This is a genomic window from Tunturiibacter empetritectus (assembly GCF_013410875.1).
In the GTDB taxonomy this organism is placed as follows: Bacteria; Acidobacteriota; Terriglobia; order Terriglobales; family Acidobacteriaceae; genus Edaphobacter; species Edaphobacter empetritectus.
Genome location: NZ_JACCCU010000002.1, coordinates 630,668 through 646,893, shown reverse-complemented (window position 1 = coordinate 646,893; position 16,226 = coordinate 630,668). Strand labels below are relative to the sequence as shown.

14 protein-coding genes are annotated in these 16,226 nt (G+C 59.8%); 5 read left to right on the top strand and 9 right to left on the bottom strand.

Going from position 1 to position 16,226, the window contains the following annotated elements; genetic code table 11:
* Positions 1 to 593: 593 nt before the first annotated feature.
* Entirely contained in the window at positions 594 to 1,844 is a 1,251-nt protein-coding gene (gene fabF / locus HDF08_RS14945; RefSeq protein ID WP_179639986.1) for a beta-ketoacyl-ACP synthase II, read from the top strand.
* 5 nt (positions 1,845 to 1,849) lie between these two features.
* On the opposite strand, the gene HDF08_RS14940 is transcribed toward fabF, so the two are convergent.
* Together HDF08_RS14940 and HDF08_RS14935 are read right to left on the bottom strand one after the other, a co-directional pair.
* Positions 1,850 to 2,668 (bottom strand): glycosyltransferase family 2 protein, encoded by an 819-nt coding sequence (locus HDF08_RS14940; protein ID WP_179639417.1) that lies wholly within the window; start codon positions 2,666 to 2,668, stop codon positions 1,850 to 1,852.
* 98 nt (positions 2,669 to 2,766) lie between these two features.
* Positions 2,767 to 3,519: an FkbM family methyltransferase gene (locus tag HDF08_RS14935; protein ID WP_179639416.1), complete on the bottom strand. Its 753-nt coding sequence runs from the start codon at positions 3,517 to 3,519 to the stop codon at positions 2,767 to 2,769.
* Between the two features lie 247 nt (positions 3,520 to 3,766).
* Here HDF08_RS14935 and HDF08_RS14930 point away from each other — a divergent pair, with 247 nt between their 5' ends.
* Positions 3,767 to 5,314 carry an MFS transporter gene (locus HDF08_RS14930; RefSeq protein WP_179639415.1) on the top strand — a complete coding sequence of 516 codons (1,548 nt, stop codon included), beginning with the start codon at positions 3,767 to 3,769 and terminating at the stop codon, positions 5,312 to 5,314.
* An 8-nt stretch (positions 5,315 to 5,322) separates the two neighbouring features.
* Here HDF08_RS14930 and HDF08_RS22200 read toward each other — a convergent pair whose 3' ends face one another.
* Complete coding sequence (locus tag HDF08_RS22200; protein ID WP_179639414.1) at positions 5,323 to 6,558, bottom strand: beta-ketoacyl-[acyl-carrier-protein] synthase family protein; 1,236 nt, start codon at positions 6,556 to 6,558, stop codon at positions 5,323 to 5,325.
* Between the two features lie 450 nt (positions 6,559 to 7,008).
* On the opposite strand from HDF08_RS22200, the gene HDF08_RS14920 reads away from it, so the two are divergent.
* On the top strand, positions 7,009 to 7,587 hold the full coding sequence (locus HDF08_RS14920; protein ID WP_179639413.1) for a hypothetical protein: 579 nt from the start codon (positions 7,009 to 7,011) through the stop codon (positions 7,585 to 7,587).
* A gap of 44 nt (positions 7,588 to 7,631) precedes the next feature.
* On the top strand, positions 7,632 to 8,525 hold the full coding sequence (locus tag HDF08_RS14915) for a class I SAM-dependent methyltransferase (protein WP_257031159.1): 894 nt from the start codon (positions 7,632 to 7,634) through the stop codon (positions 8,523 to 8,525).
* 164 nt (positions 8,526 to 8,689) lie between these two features.
* Here the strand turns inward: HDF08_RS14915 and HDF08_RS14910 are convergent, their stop codons facing one another.
* The 5 genes from HDF08_RS14910 to HDF08_RS14890 all read right to left on the bottom strand — a co-directional run bounded on the left by HDF08_RS14910 (position 8,690) and on the right by HDF08_RS14890 (position 13,895).
* Complete coding sequence (locus HDF08_RS14910) at positions 8,690 to 10,135, bottom strand: PP2C family protein-serine/threonine phosphatase (protein WP_179639411.1); 1,446 nt, start codon at positions 10,133 to 10,135, stop codon at positions 8,690 to 8,692.
* A 55-nt stretch (positions 10,136 to 10,190) separates the two neighbouring features.
* On the bottom strand, positions 10,191 to 10,448 hold the full coding sequence (locus HDF08_RS14905) for an acyl carrier protein (RefSeq protein ID WP_179639410.1): 258 nt from the start codon (positions 10,446 to 10,448) through the stop codon (positions 10,191 to 10,193).
* Positions 10,449 to 10,536: 88 nt separating this feature from the next.
* Positions 10,537 to 11,730 (bottom strand): NAD(P)/FAD-dependent oxidoreductase, encoded by a 1,194-nt coding sequence (locus HDF08_RS14900; RefSeq protein ID WP_179639409.1) that lies wholly within the window; start codon positions 11,728 to 11,730, stop codon positions 10,537 to 10,539.
* A gap of 45 nt (positions 11,731 to 11,775) precedes the next feature.
* Positions 11,776 to 12,852, bottom strand: a complete 1,077-nt coding sequence (locus HDF08_RS14895; protein ID WP_179639408.1) for a type III polyketide synthase — start codon at positions 12,850 to 12,852, stop codon at positions 11,776 to 11,778.
* Positions 12,853 to 13,013: 161 nt separating this feature from the next.
* On the bottom strand, positions 13,014 to 13,895 hold the full coding sequence (locus HDF08_RS14890; protein WP_179639407.1) for a hypothetical protein: 882 nt from the start codon (positions 13,893 to 13,895) through the stop codon (positions 13,014 to 13,016).
* A gap of 471 nt (positions 13,896 to 14,366) precedes the next feature.
* Between HDF08_RS14890 and HDF08_RS14885 the strand changes: the two genes are divergently transcribed.
* Positions 14,367 to 15,092: a PEP-CTERM sorting domain-containing protein gene (locus HDF08_RS14885; protein WP_179639406.1), complete on the top strand. Its 726-nt coding sequence runs from the start codon at positions 14,367 to 14,369 to the stop codon at positions 15,090 to 15,092.
* 129 nt (positions 15,093 to 15,221) lie between these two features.
* Here the strand turns inward: HDF08_RS14885 and HDF08_RS14880 are convergent, their stop codons facing one another.
* Entirely contained in the window at positions 15,222 to 16,193 is a 972-nt protein-coding gene (locus tag HDF08_RS14880; RefSeq protein ID WP_179639985.1) for an SDR family oxidoreductase, read from the bottom strand.
* Positions 16,194 to 16,226: the final 33 nt, after the last annotated feature.

Below are 16,226 nucleotides of genomic sequence, written 5' to 3'. Positions count from 1 at the left end.
TGATCGCTCTGAAGCGATTTTTTGAATTCGTTTTAGACAACAAGCCGGCGTCGCAGCTGAAGCTACGGGTACGTCACTGTGTTCCAAGGGCCAAACGGCTGCTAGAAGTGTGGCGAAAACGGCAAATTAAGAAAGAGTGAGCCAACCCTAAATGGCTTTCGCGAATATTGCAAGAATTTTTTTGAGATATCACACAACGAGTTTCACGGCTGAAATACAGGAATCACTCAGGCGCAGGCGAGAGATTGATCTTTTTAGAGAGTCTTGAGGAAGGAGATTGCCAACGGATGACGCAATGCCGTCTCGTGGAGGCGTGAGTCGATAAACCTCTCCGGCTGCGGCTCCGGAATTACGCGTCGCCGTTTTTTTGTTTTCCGCTGGAGCTTCCTGCGAGTGCTGGGACGGACTTTGAGTAGGAGTTTGGTGGCTTAGTGTCAAGGTTCTCTCTGACTGAGCTTTGACAAAATAAATTATGATCATCCTGTAAATAAAGATGTTTTTCGGGATTGCTTTGTTTCGAAGGACAGTTCGACGTAGTGAGGTAGTGGCGACTCGTTGCGAGAAGAGGGAGCTGGATGACTTCGAAGGCAAAGATGAGAGAGCAGTTTCGCGTGGTGGTGACTGGTGTTGGGCTGGTGAGTCCGGTGGGAGTTGGCACTGAGGCAACCTGGGCCGCACTGCAAAGGGGAGACTCGGGAATCGATCGAATTTCGCTCTTCGATCCAGAGAGATTCAGCTGTCAGTTTGCCGGCGAGGTGAAGGGATTTGTTGCTGAGAACTTTGTCGACCGCAAGGACGTGAAGAAGATGGGGCGCTTCATCCAGTTTGCGATGGGGGCGGCGCAGTTTGCCATGGAGCAGTCGGGACTGGATATGTCGGCTGAGGATGCGGAGCGGGTGGGCGTGTACGTTGGGAGCGGGATTGGTGCGTTCGAGGTGATCGAGCGGGAGCATACGAAGCTGCAGAGCGGAGGGCCTGACAGAATATCGCCGTTCTTCATTACGGCGACGATCGCTAATCTGGCGGCGGGTCAGATCTCGATACGGTATGGGGCCACGGGGCCGAACCTGACGTGTGCCACTGCGTGTACGACCGGGGCGCATGGAGTTGGGGAGGCGTTCAGGATTATTCAGAGGGGCGATGCGGATGCGATGATCTGCGGCGGGAGTGAAGCAGCGGTCACACCGCTTTCAGTGGGTGGATTCGGTGCGATGCGCGCTTTGTCGACGCGCAATAACGATCCGGCAAGGGCTTCGCGGCCGTGGGATTGCGGGCGAGATGGATTTGTTGTGGGCGAGGGTGCGGGAGTTCTTGTGTTTGAGGAGCGGGAGCATGCCCTGAAGCGGGGAGCGACGATACTGGCGGAGATTGTGGGCTATGCTGCGAACTCGGATGCGTTTCATACGAACGCTCCGCCGGAGGATGGGCGCGGAGTTCGGCGCGTGATGCAGTTGGCACTAAAGGATGCCGGGCTGGAACCGAGTGCGATTCAATACTTGAATGCACATGCTACGTCTACTCCGCTGGGAGACAGAGCGGAGGCGAGGGCAATCTGCGAGACGTTTAGGGATCACGCGCAGAGTCTCCTGGTGAGTTCGACGAAGTCGATGACGGGACATCTGCTGGGTGGTGCGGGGAGTCTTGAGGCGGGTATTACGGTGCTGGCTCTGCGAGACCAGATTGCTCCTCCGACGACGAACATCGAAGATCTGGATGAGGTGGTTCAGTTTGGATTAGTGCGGGACAAAGCTGTCAGCGCGCCGATGGAATATGCGATGTCAAACTCTTTTGGATTTGGCGGCACGAACGCTTCGCTGATCTTCCGGGCACATTATCCCGATTGATGAGCTTATGCTCCGCCACTGCGAAGCTCTTTGGTCTTGAGGACGATGAGGTACTCGTAGAAGGCCTGGAGAGTGGCGTAGGTCAGGCCTGCAGCGCCGTCGAGGATCGCTCCGCGAAAGAAGACCATGTAGAGCCACTTGATGAGAGGGCGTCCGGGAAGGCGGTAGAAGATGGCCTTCTGGTGGAGGCGGCGTGTGTGGAAGTCTGGGTCGCGGAGAGCTGTGACGAATGACGGATTCTGCAGACCTTGGTTGCGGGCGATGAGCTCAGCTTCCATGGTGGAGTAGAGGTTGTGCTTCTCGATCCAGCGGGCTATGCCTTTGGAGAAGGGGTAGTGATCGAGTGGGTAGCTTAGTTCGGCTACGGGGCCGTCGATCTCGAGGACTTCGTTGATGGCGCGGGTGTAACGGGCGTGTTCGGGACGTACGAGGCGGATGTAGAAGGGAGAGATCTGCGCGTGTTTTAGCCAGGTGTCGAAGAGGAAGTCGCGACGGCGTACGCGGAAGGCTGCGGTTTGATCGGGGGCGGCGAGGGTGATCTGCTGCATCTCGCGGGATAGATCTGAGGTGGGGCGCTCGTCGGCATCGAGGATAAACACCCAGGTGTACTTGAAGGGGATGGTGGTGAGGGCGGCGTTGCGATGGGTGGCGTAGTCGTCGAAGGTGCGCGTGTGGATGTGGGCACCGGCGGCTTTGGCGATCGCCACCGTGTTGTCTGTGGAGTGAGAGTCGAAGACGTGAATGTCGTCGGACCAGGAGACGGAGGAGAGGCAGTCAGGGAGGTCGTGCTGCTCGTTGCGGGTGAGGATGAGGACGGAGATCATCTACTGGCTATGGTATCGCGATGACCTCCAGTTGAGGCTAAAAGCGCAAGCCGAGGCCGGTGGTGAGTTTGCGGGCTAATGTCACGAGCGCTCAAGGTCTAAGCGGGATTACTCACCGACGAACCTTGCTCGCGAGGAAGGAAGAAGTAGTTTGGGATCTTGTCGGCGGGAGTCACGATCCGGAAGGTACCGTCTTCGTAGATGTATGCATCGTAGTCGAGCGAGGCGAAGAGCTCGAAGGTGCGAGGGCTGGAGACCTCAACAACCCAGATGGGGCGGGAACGAGCGATCAGTTCGAGCGCGCCGTTGATGCATGGGACCTCGTGGCCCTCTACATCGCATTTGATAAGCCGCGGGTTGAGTGTTGGAAATAGGGTATCGAGCCGCGTGACCTTGACGGGAATGTCGCCCGTATCGGAGAGGGTGGACTCATAGATGTTTGCACCTCCGGAGGCGTACTGCGGCATGCTCATGGCGGCTTGGTCCTGATCGCGGTCCGATGCGGCAAGGTTGTAGCAGGTGACGTTGAGGAGGTTGAGGGCGCGGACGTTGGAGGTGAGGTAAGAGAAGGTCTCGGGGATCGGTTCGAGTGAATGAATCTGTCCAGTTGGACCGACAAAGTCCGAACAGAACCGAGTGTAGACACCGATATTGGCCCCGACGTCGAACACGACATCTCCGGCATGCAGAAGCGCCTTGCAGCCAAGGAGATCGGGCTCATCGTTGAGGTTGTAGTGCTTCAACTGATCCTGATAGTGACGGGCACGAACCGGCTTGAGGACAGAATCGGGAAGGTACTTCAGTGCGAACTGCTTTAGAGGCATCTGCTGCTCCATGGAATGAGGGCACATTCGGAAATCCTTACAAAACCGTTTCCATTGGCAGCAGTATAGCTCTCTGATAAGTATTTTTTAGTGCACCTTAAGAAGCAGAAGGAATTCTTCACGTACACGTGAAGGCCCTTGCTGATCTTTGAGGCTACATGAAGGTGTGTTGGGCAGCGAGAGACCCGCGGGCCTGGTAGGGAGTTGTTGGCTTGCCGCGGCAAGAGTGTCCTTGTCGATTGCTGTATGATCGGCGGCGGTGAGGGGAGAAAAGATGCCTAATTTGCCATGCGAAGAAGGTGCGATGCGCAGCGTGGCTTCTGCGCCGGCAAAGACGCGGGGTGGGGTGTGGGTGCTCGCGGCTACGATTCTTGGGTCGAGCATGGTGTTTATTGATGGGACGGTGGTGAATGTTGCTCTGCCGGCGTTGCAGAGCTCTTTGAACGCTACAGTGACTGACGTTCAGTGGGTGGTTGAGGCTTATGCGCTGTTTTTGGCGGCGCTTCTTTTGGTGGGCGGGTCGCTCGGCGATCTTTATGGGCGGCGGAAGATATTTCTGGTTGGAGTGGTGCTGTTTGCGGGAGCTTCGGCCTGGTGCGGGTTTGCTTCCGATGTTCGTGCGCTGATTGTGGCGCGGGGTCTGCAGGGAGTGGGCGGGGCGTTACTTGTTCCTGGAAGCCTTGCGTTGATCAGTTCTTCGTTCTGCGCTGAGGAGCGAGGGCGCGCGATTGGGACGTGGTCAGGCTTTACTGCGATTACTACGGCTGTGGGGCCTGTGCTGGGTGGTTGGTTGATCGAACATCTCTCGTGGCGTTGGGTGTTCTTTATCAACTTGCCGCTGGCGGTGCTGGTGGTGTTGATCTCTTTGGCACGGGTGCCGGAGAGTCGCGATGAGGAGATGGTTCAGAGGCTGGATGGGTGGGGGGCGGCTCTGGCTACGGTGGGATTGTGCGGGATTACGTTTGGGTTGATTGAGGCTGGCCACGGTGGGAGGAGGGCGTTGGTTGCTGCAGTGGTCGGTGCGGTGGCTCTTGCGGCTTTCTTTGTGGTGGAGTCGCGGTCTGAGTCTCCGATGCTGCCGCTGGGTCTGTTTCGATCGCGGACCTTCAGTGGGGCGAATCTGATGACGTTGTTTTTGTATGCGGCGCTGAGTGGGGTATTGTTCTTTTTGCCGTTGGATCTGATTCAGGTGCAGCACTATTCGGCTACGCAGGCGGGCGGGGCTTTGCTTCCGCTGATTCTTCTCATCTTTTTGCTGTCGCGCTGGTCGGGTGGGTTGATTGTGAAGTATGGGGCGCGGCTGCCGCTGATTGTTGGGCCGTTGGTTGCCGGGGTGGGATTTGGATTATTTCGGAGAGGCGGGGTGGGTGGGTCTTACTGGTCGACGGTATTTCCGGCGGTGATTGTGCTTGGGCTTGGGCTGGCGGTGAGCGTGGCTCCGTTGACGACTACGGTGATGAGTTCGATCGATCAGAGCCGGGCGGGTGTGGCTTCGGGCATCAATAATGCGGTGTCGCGCGTGGCTGGGTTGCTGGCGATTGCGGTGATGGGGCTGGTGTTTTCGATGACGTTCAATGCGAGGCTGGGGCGGGGGCTTGATGAGCTGGGGCTGCCGGCGGCGGAGCGGCAGAGTGTTGAGGCTCAGAGAGCGAAGCTGGCCGCGGCGAAGAGTGACGATGTGCGGGTGCAGCGGCTAATCGGGGAGTCGTTCGTGAGCGCGTACGGGGTGGTGTTGTGGATTGCGGTGGGACTTTCGGTGGCGAGTGCTTTGAGTGCGGCGTTGCTGATCGAGGGGAGGCCCACGCCGGTGCGGGTTGAGTGAGTTTTGATTTATTCGATGGAGCGGATGGCGAGCACGGCGTTGAGTCCCCCGAAGGCCAGGGAGTTGGAGAGGGCTAGTTTTGTCGAGGCTTTGCGGGGGGCGCCGAGGATGATGTCGAGGTCGATGGCCGGGTCGACCTGGGTGATGCCGATGTTGGCGGGGAGGAGACTCTCCCTGAGGGCGAGGATGGTGGCGAGTGCTTCGAGTGCTCCGCTGGCTCCGATGGAGTGGCCGTGGAGGGATTTGGTGGAGCTGACGGGGATTTTTGGGGCAAGTGGCCCGAAGACCTGATGGATGGCGGCGGCTTCGGTGACGTCGTTGACTAGGGTGCCGGTGCCGTGGGCGCTGAGGTAGCCGACCTCTTTAGGTGAGGCGCCGGCGTCTTTGAGGGCGGCGCGCATGGCGGCTGCTGCGCCGTCGGGGTGGGGCTGGGTAATGTGGCTGGCGTCGGCCGAGCTGCCGGTGCCTACGATCTCGGCGTAGATGGTGGCGTTGCGGGCCTTGGCGGACTCGAGGGTTTCGAGGGTGAACATAGCGGCGCCTTCGCCGAGAGTCATGCCGTCGCGGTCGGCGGAGAAGGGGCGGCACTGGGTGGGGGAGACGACGCGCATGCTGTCCCATGCGCGGAGGAAGCCGAAGGTGAGGGGGGCTTCGTGGCCTCCGGTGATGGCGGCGTCGATCATGCCGGCGCGGATCATCTGGAAGGCGAGGCCGATGGCGTGGGTGCCGGAGGCGCAGGCGGTGGAGATGTTGAGAGAGGGGCCGGTGATCTTCTGGTCGATGGAGATGTTGCTGGCTCCGGCGGAGGCCATGGTGCGGACGACGGTCAGGGGATGGACGCGGGCGTCGCGGGTGTAGAGCTTGTTGGTCTCGGTCTCTTCGGCCTGGCGGCCCCCGCAGGCGCAGCCTACGACGATGGCGATCCTGTCTGGTGCGTAGCGGCTGGTGAGCTGGGACTCTGCGGCGGCCTGGCGGGCGGCTACTACGGCGAAGTGTACGGTGCGGTCGGTGGCGGTGAGGATGCCGGATTCGAGGTGCTGGCGGGGGTCGAAGTCTTTGACGGCGGCGGTCTGGGTGAAGCGGAGGCCCTGGGTCTTGTCGTCAGCTGGGCGGGCGGGGGCTTCGGGGTAGGGGGGGAAGGGGGCGATGCCGGTGGTGCCGGCGAAGAGAGAGGTGCGGAAGTCCGCGACCGTGTTGCCGATGGGGGTGATGCATCCGAGGCCGGTGACTACGACACGATTCACTTCTTCTCCCTGATGGTGCTTTGATGATTGTAGATTCTTTGAGGGCTGCTCCCTCCCCCTCCCCCCAGGGGTATTTTGCGGCTAAAATACTTGTTTTGAGTAGTTTGCAGGTAGTGTGTATCTGCAAAGTATTGCATTGAAAGGGGTTACTTGCAAAATATTCCATCCAAAGGGGTTACGTGATCTTGTCGGTGAGTTGTTCATGATCGGCCCCCCCAAGCTATCAAAGCAAAGCCCCTGTTGGATCTCAGGGGCTTTTTTGTTCTGTTTCCATTATATCTGTCCGGACCAAACTCATACGCCACGCTTTTACGCTGGATTGACGGGGGGTTTTGCGACTTCGGGGGTTGACAAGGTTGGGGGAGGGGGCCGTGCGAGTGAAGAATACGGAACTTTGAGGTCCGACCCGGCGTAGTTGCTCTCAAATCTTGAGATACAGGACAGGACTCAATGCAGATTAGCCTTCCACGCCTCTCTGTCTTTCCCGCGCCGGTTGTTTTGGCAGCGATGCTCTTTTGTATTGCGGAGGGCCTTGTCGCCCAGAAGTCGGATGGAGGCGTTGAGCTCCATGCCAAGTCGAACATTACGGCGGCAGAGGTAGGCTTGCCCACTTATCCAGGCGCGACCTTGTTCAAAAAAGATGCGGATAACGATGCCGCGGTGGATATGGGACTGACCTTCGGAGACTTTCACTTCAAGCTGATGGCCGCCAGCTACGTGACGAACGACTCGCCGGCGCAGGTTCTGGCCTTCTACCGCAAGCCGATGTCGCGGTATGGGGAGGTGTTGGAGTGTGAGCATGGAAAGCCGGTCGGCGCTCTGACGGTTACGCGCAGTGGGCTTACGTGCTCGGACGATCACGGAGGCCATGTGCAGGTAAACGACTCCTCGAGCGATCATGAGTTGCGGGCGGGCTCCCCGCTTCGTTACCGGATCGTTGGCCTCGACAAATCGCAGCCGGGGGCTACCCACTTTGGTCTGGTTTATCTTGAGCTGCCGAAGGATAGTGACGAGAAGAAGAAGCAGTAGGGGATTGGCGTCGGGCGCACAATGGGAAGACGATGAGGGATGCGTTGGAACGCCTTGTGCGGCGGCTGGAAGAGGATAGGTCGCTGCTTGAACCCGATCGGCTTCGCGAGCGTCTGGAGGCGCTGGACCGGCTTGATGCTTCGCTTGCTTTTCTTCCTGATGTTTCTGAAGGAGTGCCTGGGGTTGGTTTGAAGGATGCGGAGCTCTCTGTTCGCGCGAGGGCTGTGTGTGCCAGGCTGGAGGCTGCGAATAGTGAACTCTACAAAGCCATTCGAGGGGAGATTCAGCTTGGGCGTGGGCCTGAGGCTTTGCTTCGGTGGGTTCAGGCTTCGTCGGTAGAGGCAGGGGGCGGTGCGGCCGCCAGTGGTGTGGGCTATGACACCCTGGATGAGCTGGTCAGTGGGGTGTTGCAGTTCGAAGAGCCTGACGCGGGAGATGTTGCAAGGGAGCCTGAGATGGTGTTCTATCAGCCCACTCCGGCGCGGCATATCTTTGACCTGATCGGCGGCGATCTGATCGGTTTGGGTGGGCTGGGTGCGGAGGATGTTGTTGTGGATCTTGGCTCGGGAATGGGCCATGTTCCGTTGTTGGTCTCGATCTGCACCGGCGCCAGCAGCGTAGGGATTGAGTTGGAGGCGGCCTACGTGGAACGTGCGCGGCAGTGTGCGCAGAGACTGAATGTGAAGAAGGCTACGTTCTTTTGCGAGGATGCGCGAGTGGCGGATCTTTCGCGCGGCACAGTCTTCTATCTTTACACTCCTTTTGTGGGGTCGATCCTGAGAGATGTGCTCGACCTGCTGAGGCAGGAGGCTGCTAATCGCCGGATCCGTATCTGCACCTATGGGCCTTGTACGGCTGTGGTTGCGGAAGAGCCGTGGCTTGAGGCTGCCAAGGCGCCAGAGATGGATTGGATCGTGCTGTTTCGCTCTCGCGATTAGAGCGGGGAAAGATCGGTCCTGCCGGACGGGCTCCCTGCGCGGGAGGCGGTCACTTCGTGACTTGTATACCCCTTCGGCTGGTCCTCCCGTTGGTCGGAGGGGGATGTTGATTTCGACAAACGGGAGAACCGTCGAGGTTCATCCTGCCGGGACCGGTACACGCGTCACGAAGTGACCGCCCCACGCGTAGTGGGCCCGTCTGGCAAGACCGATCTCTTACCAGAGAAGTAGTCGCAGACGAGGAGGGTGAGGTCGTCGTTCTGGGATTTGGAGGACCAGCGTTCGAGCGAGGAGAGGATGCTGGCGGCGGCGGCTTCGGCGCTGAGGCCGGCGGCCTCTTTGAGTAGGGTGTGGAGGCGGCCAGATCCGAACTCTTCTCCCTGGGCGTTGGTGGCTTCGAGGATGCCGTCGGTGTAAAGGAGGAGGCGGTCGTTGGATTGAAGTGCATGTTCGGCGGTCGTGTAAGTTGCGAAGGTAAACGCTGCGAGCATGAGGCCGTTTTCCGTGAGCTCGATCACGCTTCCTTCACGCAGTAACAACATGGGCGGGTGCGCGGCGGCGGAGTAGCGCAGGGTGGAGGATGCGGCGTCGAGATAGACGTAGGCGGCGGTGACGAACTGATCCTGCGTGTTGCCGCAGAGGACGGAGTTCATTCCGGCGAGGAGAAGGGCGGGATCGGCGGCGTTGGCGCGCTGGGAGGTGGCGGCGAGTTTGACCATGGAGGCGATGAGGGCGGCGGGGACGCCGTGGCCGGAGACGTCGGCGATGAGGAGGCCGGCCTGGGTTTGATCGGCTACGAGGAAGTCGTAGAAGTCTCCGGCGACGGCGGTCATGGGGACGTAGCGGGCGGCGACGTGGAAGTGGGCGGACTGGGGATAGGCCGGGGGGAGAATCGAGGTCTGGATTCGCCGGGCGATGTCGAGTTCTTTTTGTAGCTCGCTGAACTGCTGGTCGCGTTGGAGGCCGCGCTTTGCGGCTACGTAGCCGAGGATGGAAAGGAAGATGGTGAAGCCGATCGGTTCTATGAACACACGGTGTCCGAGGGCTCCGCCGATGTTATCGAAGAGGGCGAAGAGAACGAAGACGAAGAGGCCGCGGCGAGCGATGACGAAGTCTCTGTCTGTCTGCTTTCGTGTGAGTGATTGGATGATGAGGGCAAATAAGCTTGCGATGACGACCAGGTTGTTGGTCGTCTGAATGGCGGGTCTTAGACCGAATACCATCGTCGCGACGGCAAGACCCAGGAAGACGGCAGTGAGAGCGAGGATGATCTTGCGGCCAGACCGGCCGAGGAAGCCTGCCGCTTCGAAGTAGAAGAATCCGGGGATGGGGACCAGATAGTTGCCGATGGCGCGGAGGTCGTCGAAGAAGTGCGACGGAGGGATGATGAGGGCGAGGAGGCCGAGCTGGAGCCAGAGTCTTTGACCGTAGAAGATGGCGAAGAGAGCGAGCCAGAAGAGCATGGCGTCGAACTTGCGGCCTAGGAAGGCGAAGGCTATCGAGACGAGACCGACGGCGGTGAAGGCGGCGCCGAGGAAGAGGTAGAGCTCGTCGTGATGAAAGGTCCGCAGAACCTGACTGGCTGTCAGTTGAGGGTCGCCTACATACATACGAGCGAATGATACACGGCGTGGGGGACCGAGGGTGTTCGAGGAGGCAGGGTGTTCAGTGGGTGGTGATGTGGGCTGGGGCGGTGGTGAGCTTGGCGACGCCTTCGACCATGTCGCCTACGGTGCGGAGGGTGCTGAGGGCTTCGTCGGGGATCTCGATGTTGAAGGCCTCTTCGACCTCAAAGGAGATGTTGATCTTATCGAGGGAGTCGATGTTGAGCTCGTCGAAGGTGTTGGTGAGGGAGATGGAGTCCGCGGGGATGCTCTTGGATTTTGCGATGATGTCAATGCAGCGTGTGGCGATATCAGTCATGGAACTCCGGCGTCCTCGGGGATAGCCTGAACTTACAGTGAGGCGAGTGCCGCTGTAAAGTTCATTGGGGCTGCCGCCCAGGTCTAGTTTAGCTTGTCAGCAGGTGTAATCCGGTTGCCAGTAGTTCGTCAATACCTGGGAAGATGCAGGCGCGGTGGTCGATGTGGACCTCGAGGAGACGCTGGAAGAGGATGGGATAGCGTTCGAAGGTGTTGAGGACCCGGGCACGGAGGCGAGGGGATCGATCCATTTGAAGCAGGCAGCGGGACATGAGGCTGGGTGCGAGCTGGATGCGGCTGTGGGCATGCTGGTAGGAGTCGAGGTCGTCGGCGTTGAGGGCACGGGCGAGCGCGAGGGCCTGACGGAAGCAGAGGGCGAGGCCTTCGCCGGTGACGGCATCGACGGAGCCTGAGGCGTCGCCAAGGAGAGAGATGTTGTTTGCGGTGACTCGGCGGAGGGAGCGCCCCTGGGTGATGGAGCCGCGCGGCGCGCTGCTGGGAGTGGCTGCTGCGAGGTGGCGTTGCAGGGTGGGATAGTGGGCGAGGGCCAGATGGGGGCTGGGGATTTTTTTATTGGAGATGAAGGCGACGCAGACCTCGGTGGAGGAGGTTGGGGTAACGTAGGCCTGACCGTGGTTGCTCCAGTAGACTTCGACGAAGTTGGTCCAGGGGGCGATGGCGTAGTGCTGTCGGAGGCCGATGCGGCTGGAGTGGACGGTGGCGGCGGTGAGGCCGGCCCAGGCGGCGATGCGGGAGTGATGGCCGTCGGCGCCGATGAGGTAGCGGGTGCGAAGGGTTTGACGGTTGGTGTGGACGAGGTGGCCGATGGAGGCGGGCTCGATGCTTTGGACGGAGTTGTCCCAGTGAAAACGGACGCCGAGCGAGAGGGCGCGATCGAGCAGAAGCTGGTGGAGGACGGTACGGCGGATGCCTCGGCCGGGATTGGCGGGGAAGGTGGCTTCGGCGGTGGTGGGTGTGCGGTTGGGGTGCTCGTGATTGGGATGGTTGTTACTGGGATGCTCGTTGAGGAAGCGGATGCCGCTGAGGAGGTAGTTCTCGGTGTTGCACAGACCACGATTGAGGTGGAAGCCGAGGGCTTCGAGGGAATCGAGGGCATCTGGCATGAGACCTTCGCCGCAGGCCTTGTCGATGGGCGGCTGCCTGGCGTCGAGGACTTCGACCTGGAGGTCGCTGGTGGCAGAGGCGATGGCGGCAGCGAGGCCAGCTGGGCCTGCGCCAACGATGAGAACCTCCGCGGCGGATCGACCGTTGCGGAGGTTCATTGGGAATTTCTTTCAGGTTTGTCTAGTGCGCTGCAGAGGCTGCTGCTACCACTGCAGGAGAACGAGCTCGGAACAGAAGGCTGGCCCCATGGCAGCGAGGATGCTGTAGGTGCCGGGCTTGCCGGGGGCGTTGACGAGTACGTCTTCGAGTACGGCAAGGACCGAGGCTGCGGAGAGATTGCCGACCTCGCGGAGACTGCGCCACGAGGGCTCGAGGGCGTTGTCGGGGAGGTTGAGGGTGGTCTCCATAGCTTCGAGGACTTTGGGGCCGCCGGAGTGGAAGATGTAGCTCGAGATGTCATCGAGGGTTAGACCGTTGTCGGTGAGAAAGGATTCAACGTTGCCGCGGAGATGCTCGTTGACGACCTTGGGGACGTCGGGGGAGAGGACGATTTTGAAGCCCATATCGCCGATGTCCCAGCCCATGATGTGTTCGGTGTGCCGGTAGAAGGTTGAGCGGGTGTCGAGGATCTTGGGGCCGGAGATGCAGGTGGGGCAGGTGCGCTTGGCGAGTGCGGTTTCGCTGCCTGCGATGATGACGGCGGCGGCTCCGTCGCCAAAGAGGCCGCAGGAGATGAGGTTTGCGATGGACTGGTCGTTGTCCTGCCAGGTGAGGGAGCAGAGCTCGACGGAGAGTAGCAGGGCGTACTGGTTAGGGAAGGCGCGGACGTAGTCGGAGGCGCGGGAGATGCCAGCGGCGCCAGCGACGCAGCCGAGGCCGAAGATGGGCGTGCGCTTGATGCTGGTGGGGAAGGGCATGCGGTTGATGAGGCGGGCGTCGATGGTGGGGCTGGCGATGCCGGTGACCGAGGCGAAGAAGATGGCGGAGATGTCGGTTGGGGTGAGTCCTACGCGGGCGAGCGCGGTGTCGATGGCTTTTTCGCCAAGCTCAACGGCGGCGACGATCCAGGCGTCGTTGGTGGGGCCGAAGCCGGAGAGGTTCTCATAGACGTCGAGGGGGAAGACCAGGTTGCGAAAGTCCACCCCGCAGTTGACGAAGAGCCGGTTGATGAGCCGGGGCTCTTCCATGCGGTCCTGCCAGCGCGCGGTAAGTGCTTCTGAGATTTGTGCCTGGGAGTAGCGGTGAGGTGGATAGGCCGTGCCGACAGATGCAATGCGCATGCTTATGAGAACCCTTTGTGGTGACGTAAATTGAGCTGCGTTTCGTTCATGGTGCGTGGAAGTTAATAATGCAGCCTGCGATCGTCTCTGGAGGCGTGGGATGGAGCGATGGGTTAAAGGTACACGCTGAGTGAGGTTCAGTGTTGAATTTCGGCGGGAGGCTAATGAAGGCGGCCGATCTGGCGCTGGTAGAGGGTGTTTTTTGGGAACTCCTGGGAGAGGCCGATCAGGATCTGTTTGCCGGACTGGGTGCGGCCATCGCGAAGCTCTCCGACGGCGAGCATGAGGCGGGCGAAGGGAGCGAGATAGTGACCTCGTTCGGCGGTGAGTTTGAGGAGGCGGACGCCTTCGGCCTTGTTGGTGCCTGCTCCGGCCATGCCGAGGAACCAGCGGATGGGAGCAGCTTTAAGGCTGAGCATGTAGTTTTCGATGCCTACGGCCAGGTTGGCATCGTAGAGGGTGGGGTTGGCAGCGAGAGCCTGCTTGGCGTACTTGCTGGCTAGTTCGCTGTATTTGAAGGCGCCATACTCGTGACGGTCGATCAAGGAGGCCCAGTCAGCCTGCATGCCTGAGGTGACGGCTTTGCAATAGAGCGCGTTCGAGTCGCCGGGGTTGCGCTGGAGGGAGACATCGGCGAGGTGGTTGGACTGATTAATGCGATCCTCGAAGCCTTGCTTTATCGCCGGGTCGATGGCGGGGCGGGTGCGCGAGGTGAATCGGTTGTCGTCGGCGAAGAGCTCGATGTCGAGGACGCCGAGGCGGTTGAACTCGTCGAAGATGTAGCCGGCCGCGTCGGAGGCAGGGCCGAGGCAGTCGTCGGGATGAGCGCTCATCCATTGACCGAAGTGTCCGTGGGCGACGTTGAAGTCGAGGTTGTATAGGGCGTAGTAGCCGTCATTGAGCGGGGTGCCGGTAAGGGGTGCGCTGAAGGCGAGGACGGGTGTTGCCAGAAGGAGTAGCAGGAGGGATCCGGAGAGCGAGAGGCGCCGGGTGATTCTGGCCGAGAGTGGGGCGGTTCGGGCTGCCGGAGACGTGAGATGCATTCTTTTCTTTTACCTCATTGGTTTGAAAGTGCGCTTTGGTTTTAAAACTTTGCGAATGGAATTTGCCTGATTGAGGACGTTGCAGCGGTCTCTGTACTGAGATGCGATTTAGAGGGGACGCCGGTTCGGATCGACTGAAGCGGGTGTTCATTTTCAGAGGATCCGGGAAAAAAGTCTTGATCATCTGCGGCGACGCGCAATTTTTAGCAGTCAAGTGGCAAAGTTTGTCCTATTTGCATTAAAAGTGTGCATTTTATTGCACCTTGCAGCCTTGATGAATCTCTAACTGTTTCATTCAAAAAGGTTTTTGTTTGGGGAACAAGCTGCTTCAAGAGTTGCATGATTGCCTTCAAGACCCGCTGCGGTTCGCTTAGCCAAATTGAGGGTAGTGACAGGCGCACATGTACGAGACCGTGGCAAGCCATGGTTCAGGATCGAACCGCTTTAAGCGGAATTTCAGGAGGCCCTTTCATGAAACTGTTTTCGAAACTCTCTGCCTTAGGCGCGGTGTTCGTAGTTGCAACTACGTTCGCCTCTGCCGACACTCTTCAAATTGGAAGTTATGGCGTGTATGGCGTTGACGGCGTGACGGCTGGCGGTAACTTCGGCAATGTCAATTCGGTTTTGGGAGAATCCAACTATCCCGGCTTTTCGTTCAACGACGGATTCGGGTCTGGTCAGTTGCCAGGCACCCCTACGGTGGATCTTGCCTCCGATGGGTCGGTGTGGAGCGCTGCCCTGCCTAAGTCGAGCTGGGTCTCCTTTGGTGCGACGGGACCACAGTCGAGTTCGTTTTTCACTACACCAAATGGCAACTACTTCTTCACCAGTACGTTCACCCTTGAAGATAAGAACCCTACCGACGCAAGCGGCTATCTGAATATCTATGCGGACGATACGGTCGCGGTATTTCTAAACGGGAACCTGGAGAACACGCCGACGGGAGACTCATATCCGCATTGCTCGAACGGCGTTCCCACCTGCATCGGCGATCCTACGCTGGTCCAGCTTAATGCGAATGACTTCGTGAGCGGCGTCAATAAACTGACGTTTCAAGTGCTCCAGGCTGGCGGTGCGGAGTACGGTGTTGACTTTGCGGGTGAGGTCTCCACGGTTCCGGAGCCGAGTTCGCTGCTGCTTCTGGGAACGGGCCTGATCGGTTCTGCGGGTGCATTGTTTCGTCGGATGCGCGCGTAGGTTGAGTTGATCCAGATCGGAGGTTGCGGGAGCAGCCACTGGTGAGATGAATGTCATCGTGAGGGGCCGCCTGGTTGCTGGCGGCCCCTTCGTCTGGGGTTGAGTTGATCTCTTGCAGTCAGGCGCAGGTCAGGCTTTGAGCGCTGTAACTTCCTTTTTCTGCTTCTCTTCGAGGTACCAGGCGACGGTCTTCTTGAGGCCTTCGTGGAAGTGGGCTTTGGGTTGATAGCCCAGCTCGGCGGTGGCGCGGGTGATGTCGGCCAGTGAGTGCTGGATGTCGCCTGCTCTTGGGGGGCCGTAGATTGGCTGGGCGGTGAAGCCGAGATGTTCGGCGATGGTGGCGTAGACCTCGTTGAGGGTGTGGCTTTTGCCGGTGCCGATGTTGAAGACGCGGCCTGTGGCTACTTCGCTGGGCGCGAGGCAGGCGAGGAGGTTGGCACTGACGGCGTTGTCGACGTAGTTGAAGTCGCGGCTGGTGAGGCCGTCGCCGAAGATGGTGGGGGTGATGCCTTCCATCATCTTGAAGGTGAACTGGGCGATGACGCCGGAGTAGGGCGAGTCGGCAGCCTGGCGGGGGCCGAAGATGTTGAAGTAACGGAGGCAGACTCCTTCGAGGCCGTAGGCTCGGTAGAAGGACTGGATGTAGTACTCGCAGGTGAGCTTCTGAACGGCGTAGGGCGAGAGCGGCCGGGGGAGCATATCCTCCTGTTTGGGCTGGGTAGGCTGGTCGCCGTAGGCTGAGGAAGAGGCCGCGTAAACGATGCGGCGAACCTTGGCGTCGCGCGCTGCGATGAGGAGGTTCAGCGTGCCGTTGATGTTGGATTCATGTGAGGCGAGGGGATCTTTGACGGAACGCGGGACCGAGGCGAGGGCTCCCTGGTGGAGAATGTAGTCGATGCCTTCACAGGCGGACTTCATGCCGGCGGCGTCCTGGAGGTCCAGCTGCTGAAAGTCGATGGCGTGTCGGATGTCGGCGAGGTTGTTGAGGTCGCCGGTGGAGAGGTTGTCGATGCCGCGTACGTCGTGTCCCTGTTCGACGAGAGCGTGGGCCATGGATGAGCCGATGAAGCCTGCGATTCCGGTGATGAGATAACGGGCCATCATTCCTCCACCCAGACGTACTGTGCTGGGGCG

Bases quoted from the DNA above. Each gene is read 5' to 3' on its own strand.
- HDF08_RS14890 (WP_179639407.1), bottom strand. From the start codon at position 13,895: ATGCATCTCACGTCTCCGGCAGCCCGAACCGCCCCACTCTCGGCCAGA.
- HDF08_RS14940 (WP_179639417.1), bottom strand. From the start codon at position 2,668: ATGATCTCCGTCCTCATCCTCACCCGCAACGAGCAGCACGACCTCCCT.
- HDF08_RS14880 (WP_179639985.1), bottom strand. From the start codon at position 16,193: ATGGCCCGTTATCTCATCACCGGAATCGCAGGCTTCATCGGCTCATCC.
- HDF08_RS14905 (WP_179639410.1), bottom strand. From the start codon at position 10,448: ATGACTGATATCGCCACACGCTGCATTGACATCATCGCAAAATCCAAG.
- HDF08_RS14900 (WP_179639409.1), bottom strand. From the start codon at position 11,730: ATGAACCTCCGCAACGGTCGATCCGCCGCGGAGGTTCTCATCGTTGGC.
- HDF08_RS14935 (WP_179639416.1), bottom strand. From the start codon at position 3,519: ATGTGCCCTCATTCCATGGAGCAGCAGATGCCTCTAAAGCAGTTCGCA.
- HDF08_RS14930 (WP_179639415.1), top strand. From the start codon at position 3,767: ATGCCTAATTTGCCATGCGAAGAAGGTGCGATGCGCAGCGTGGCTTCT.
- HDF08_RS14920 (WP_179639413.1), top strand. From the start codon at position 7,009: ATGCAGATTAGCCTTCCACGCCTCTCTGTCTTTCCCGCGCCGGTTGTT.
- fabF (WP_179639986.1), top strand. From the start codon at position 594: ATGAGAGAGCAGTTTCGCGTGGTGGTGACTGGTGTTGGGCTGGTGAGT.
- HDF08_RS14885 (WP_179639406.1), top strand. From the start codon at position 14,367: ATGAAACTGTTTTCGAAACTCTCTGCCTTAGGCGCGGTGTTCGTAGTT.
- HDF08_RS14910 (WP_179639411.1), bottom strand. From the start codon at position 10,135: ATGTATGTAGGCGACCCTCAACTGACAGCCAGTCAGGTTCTGCGGACC.
- HDF08_RS14895 (WP_179639408.1), bottom strand. From the start codon at position 12,852: ATGCGCATTGCATCTGTCGGCACGGCCTATCCACCTCACCGCTACTCC.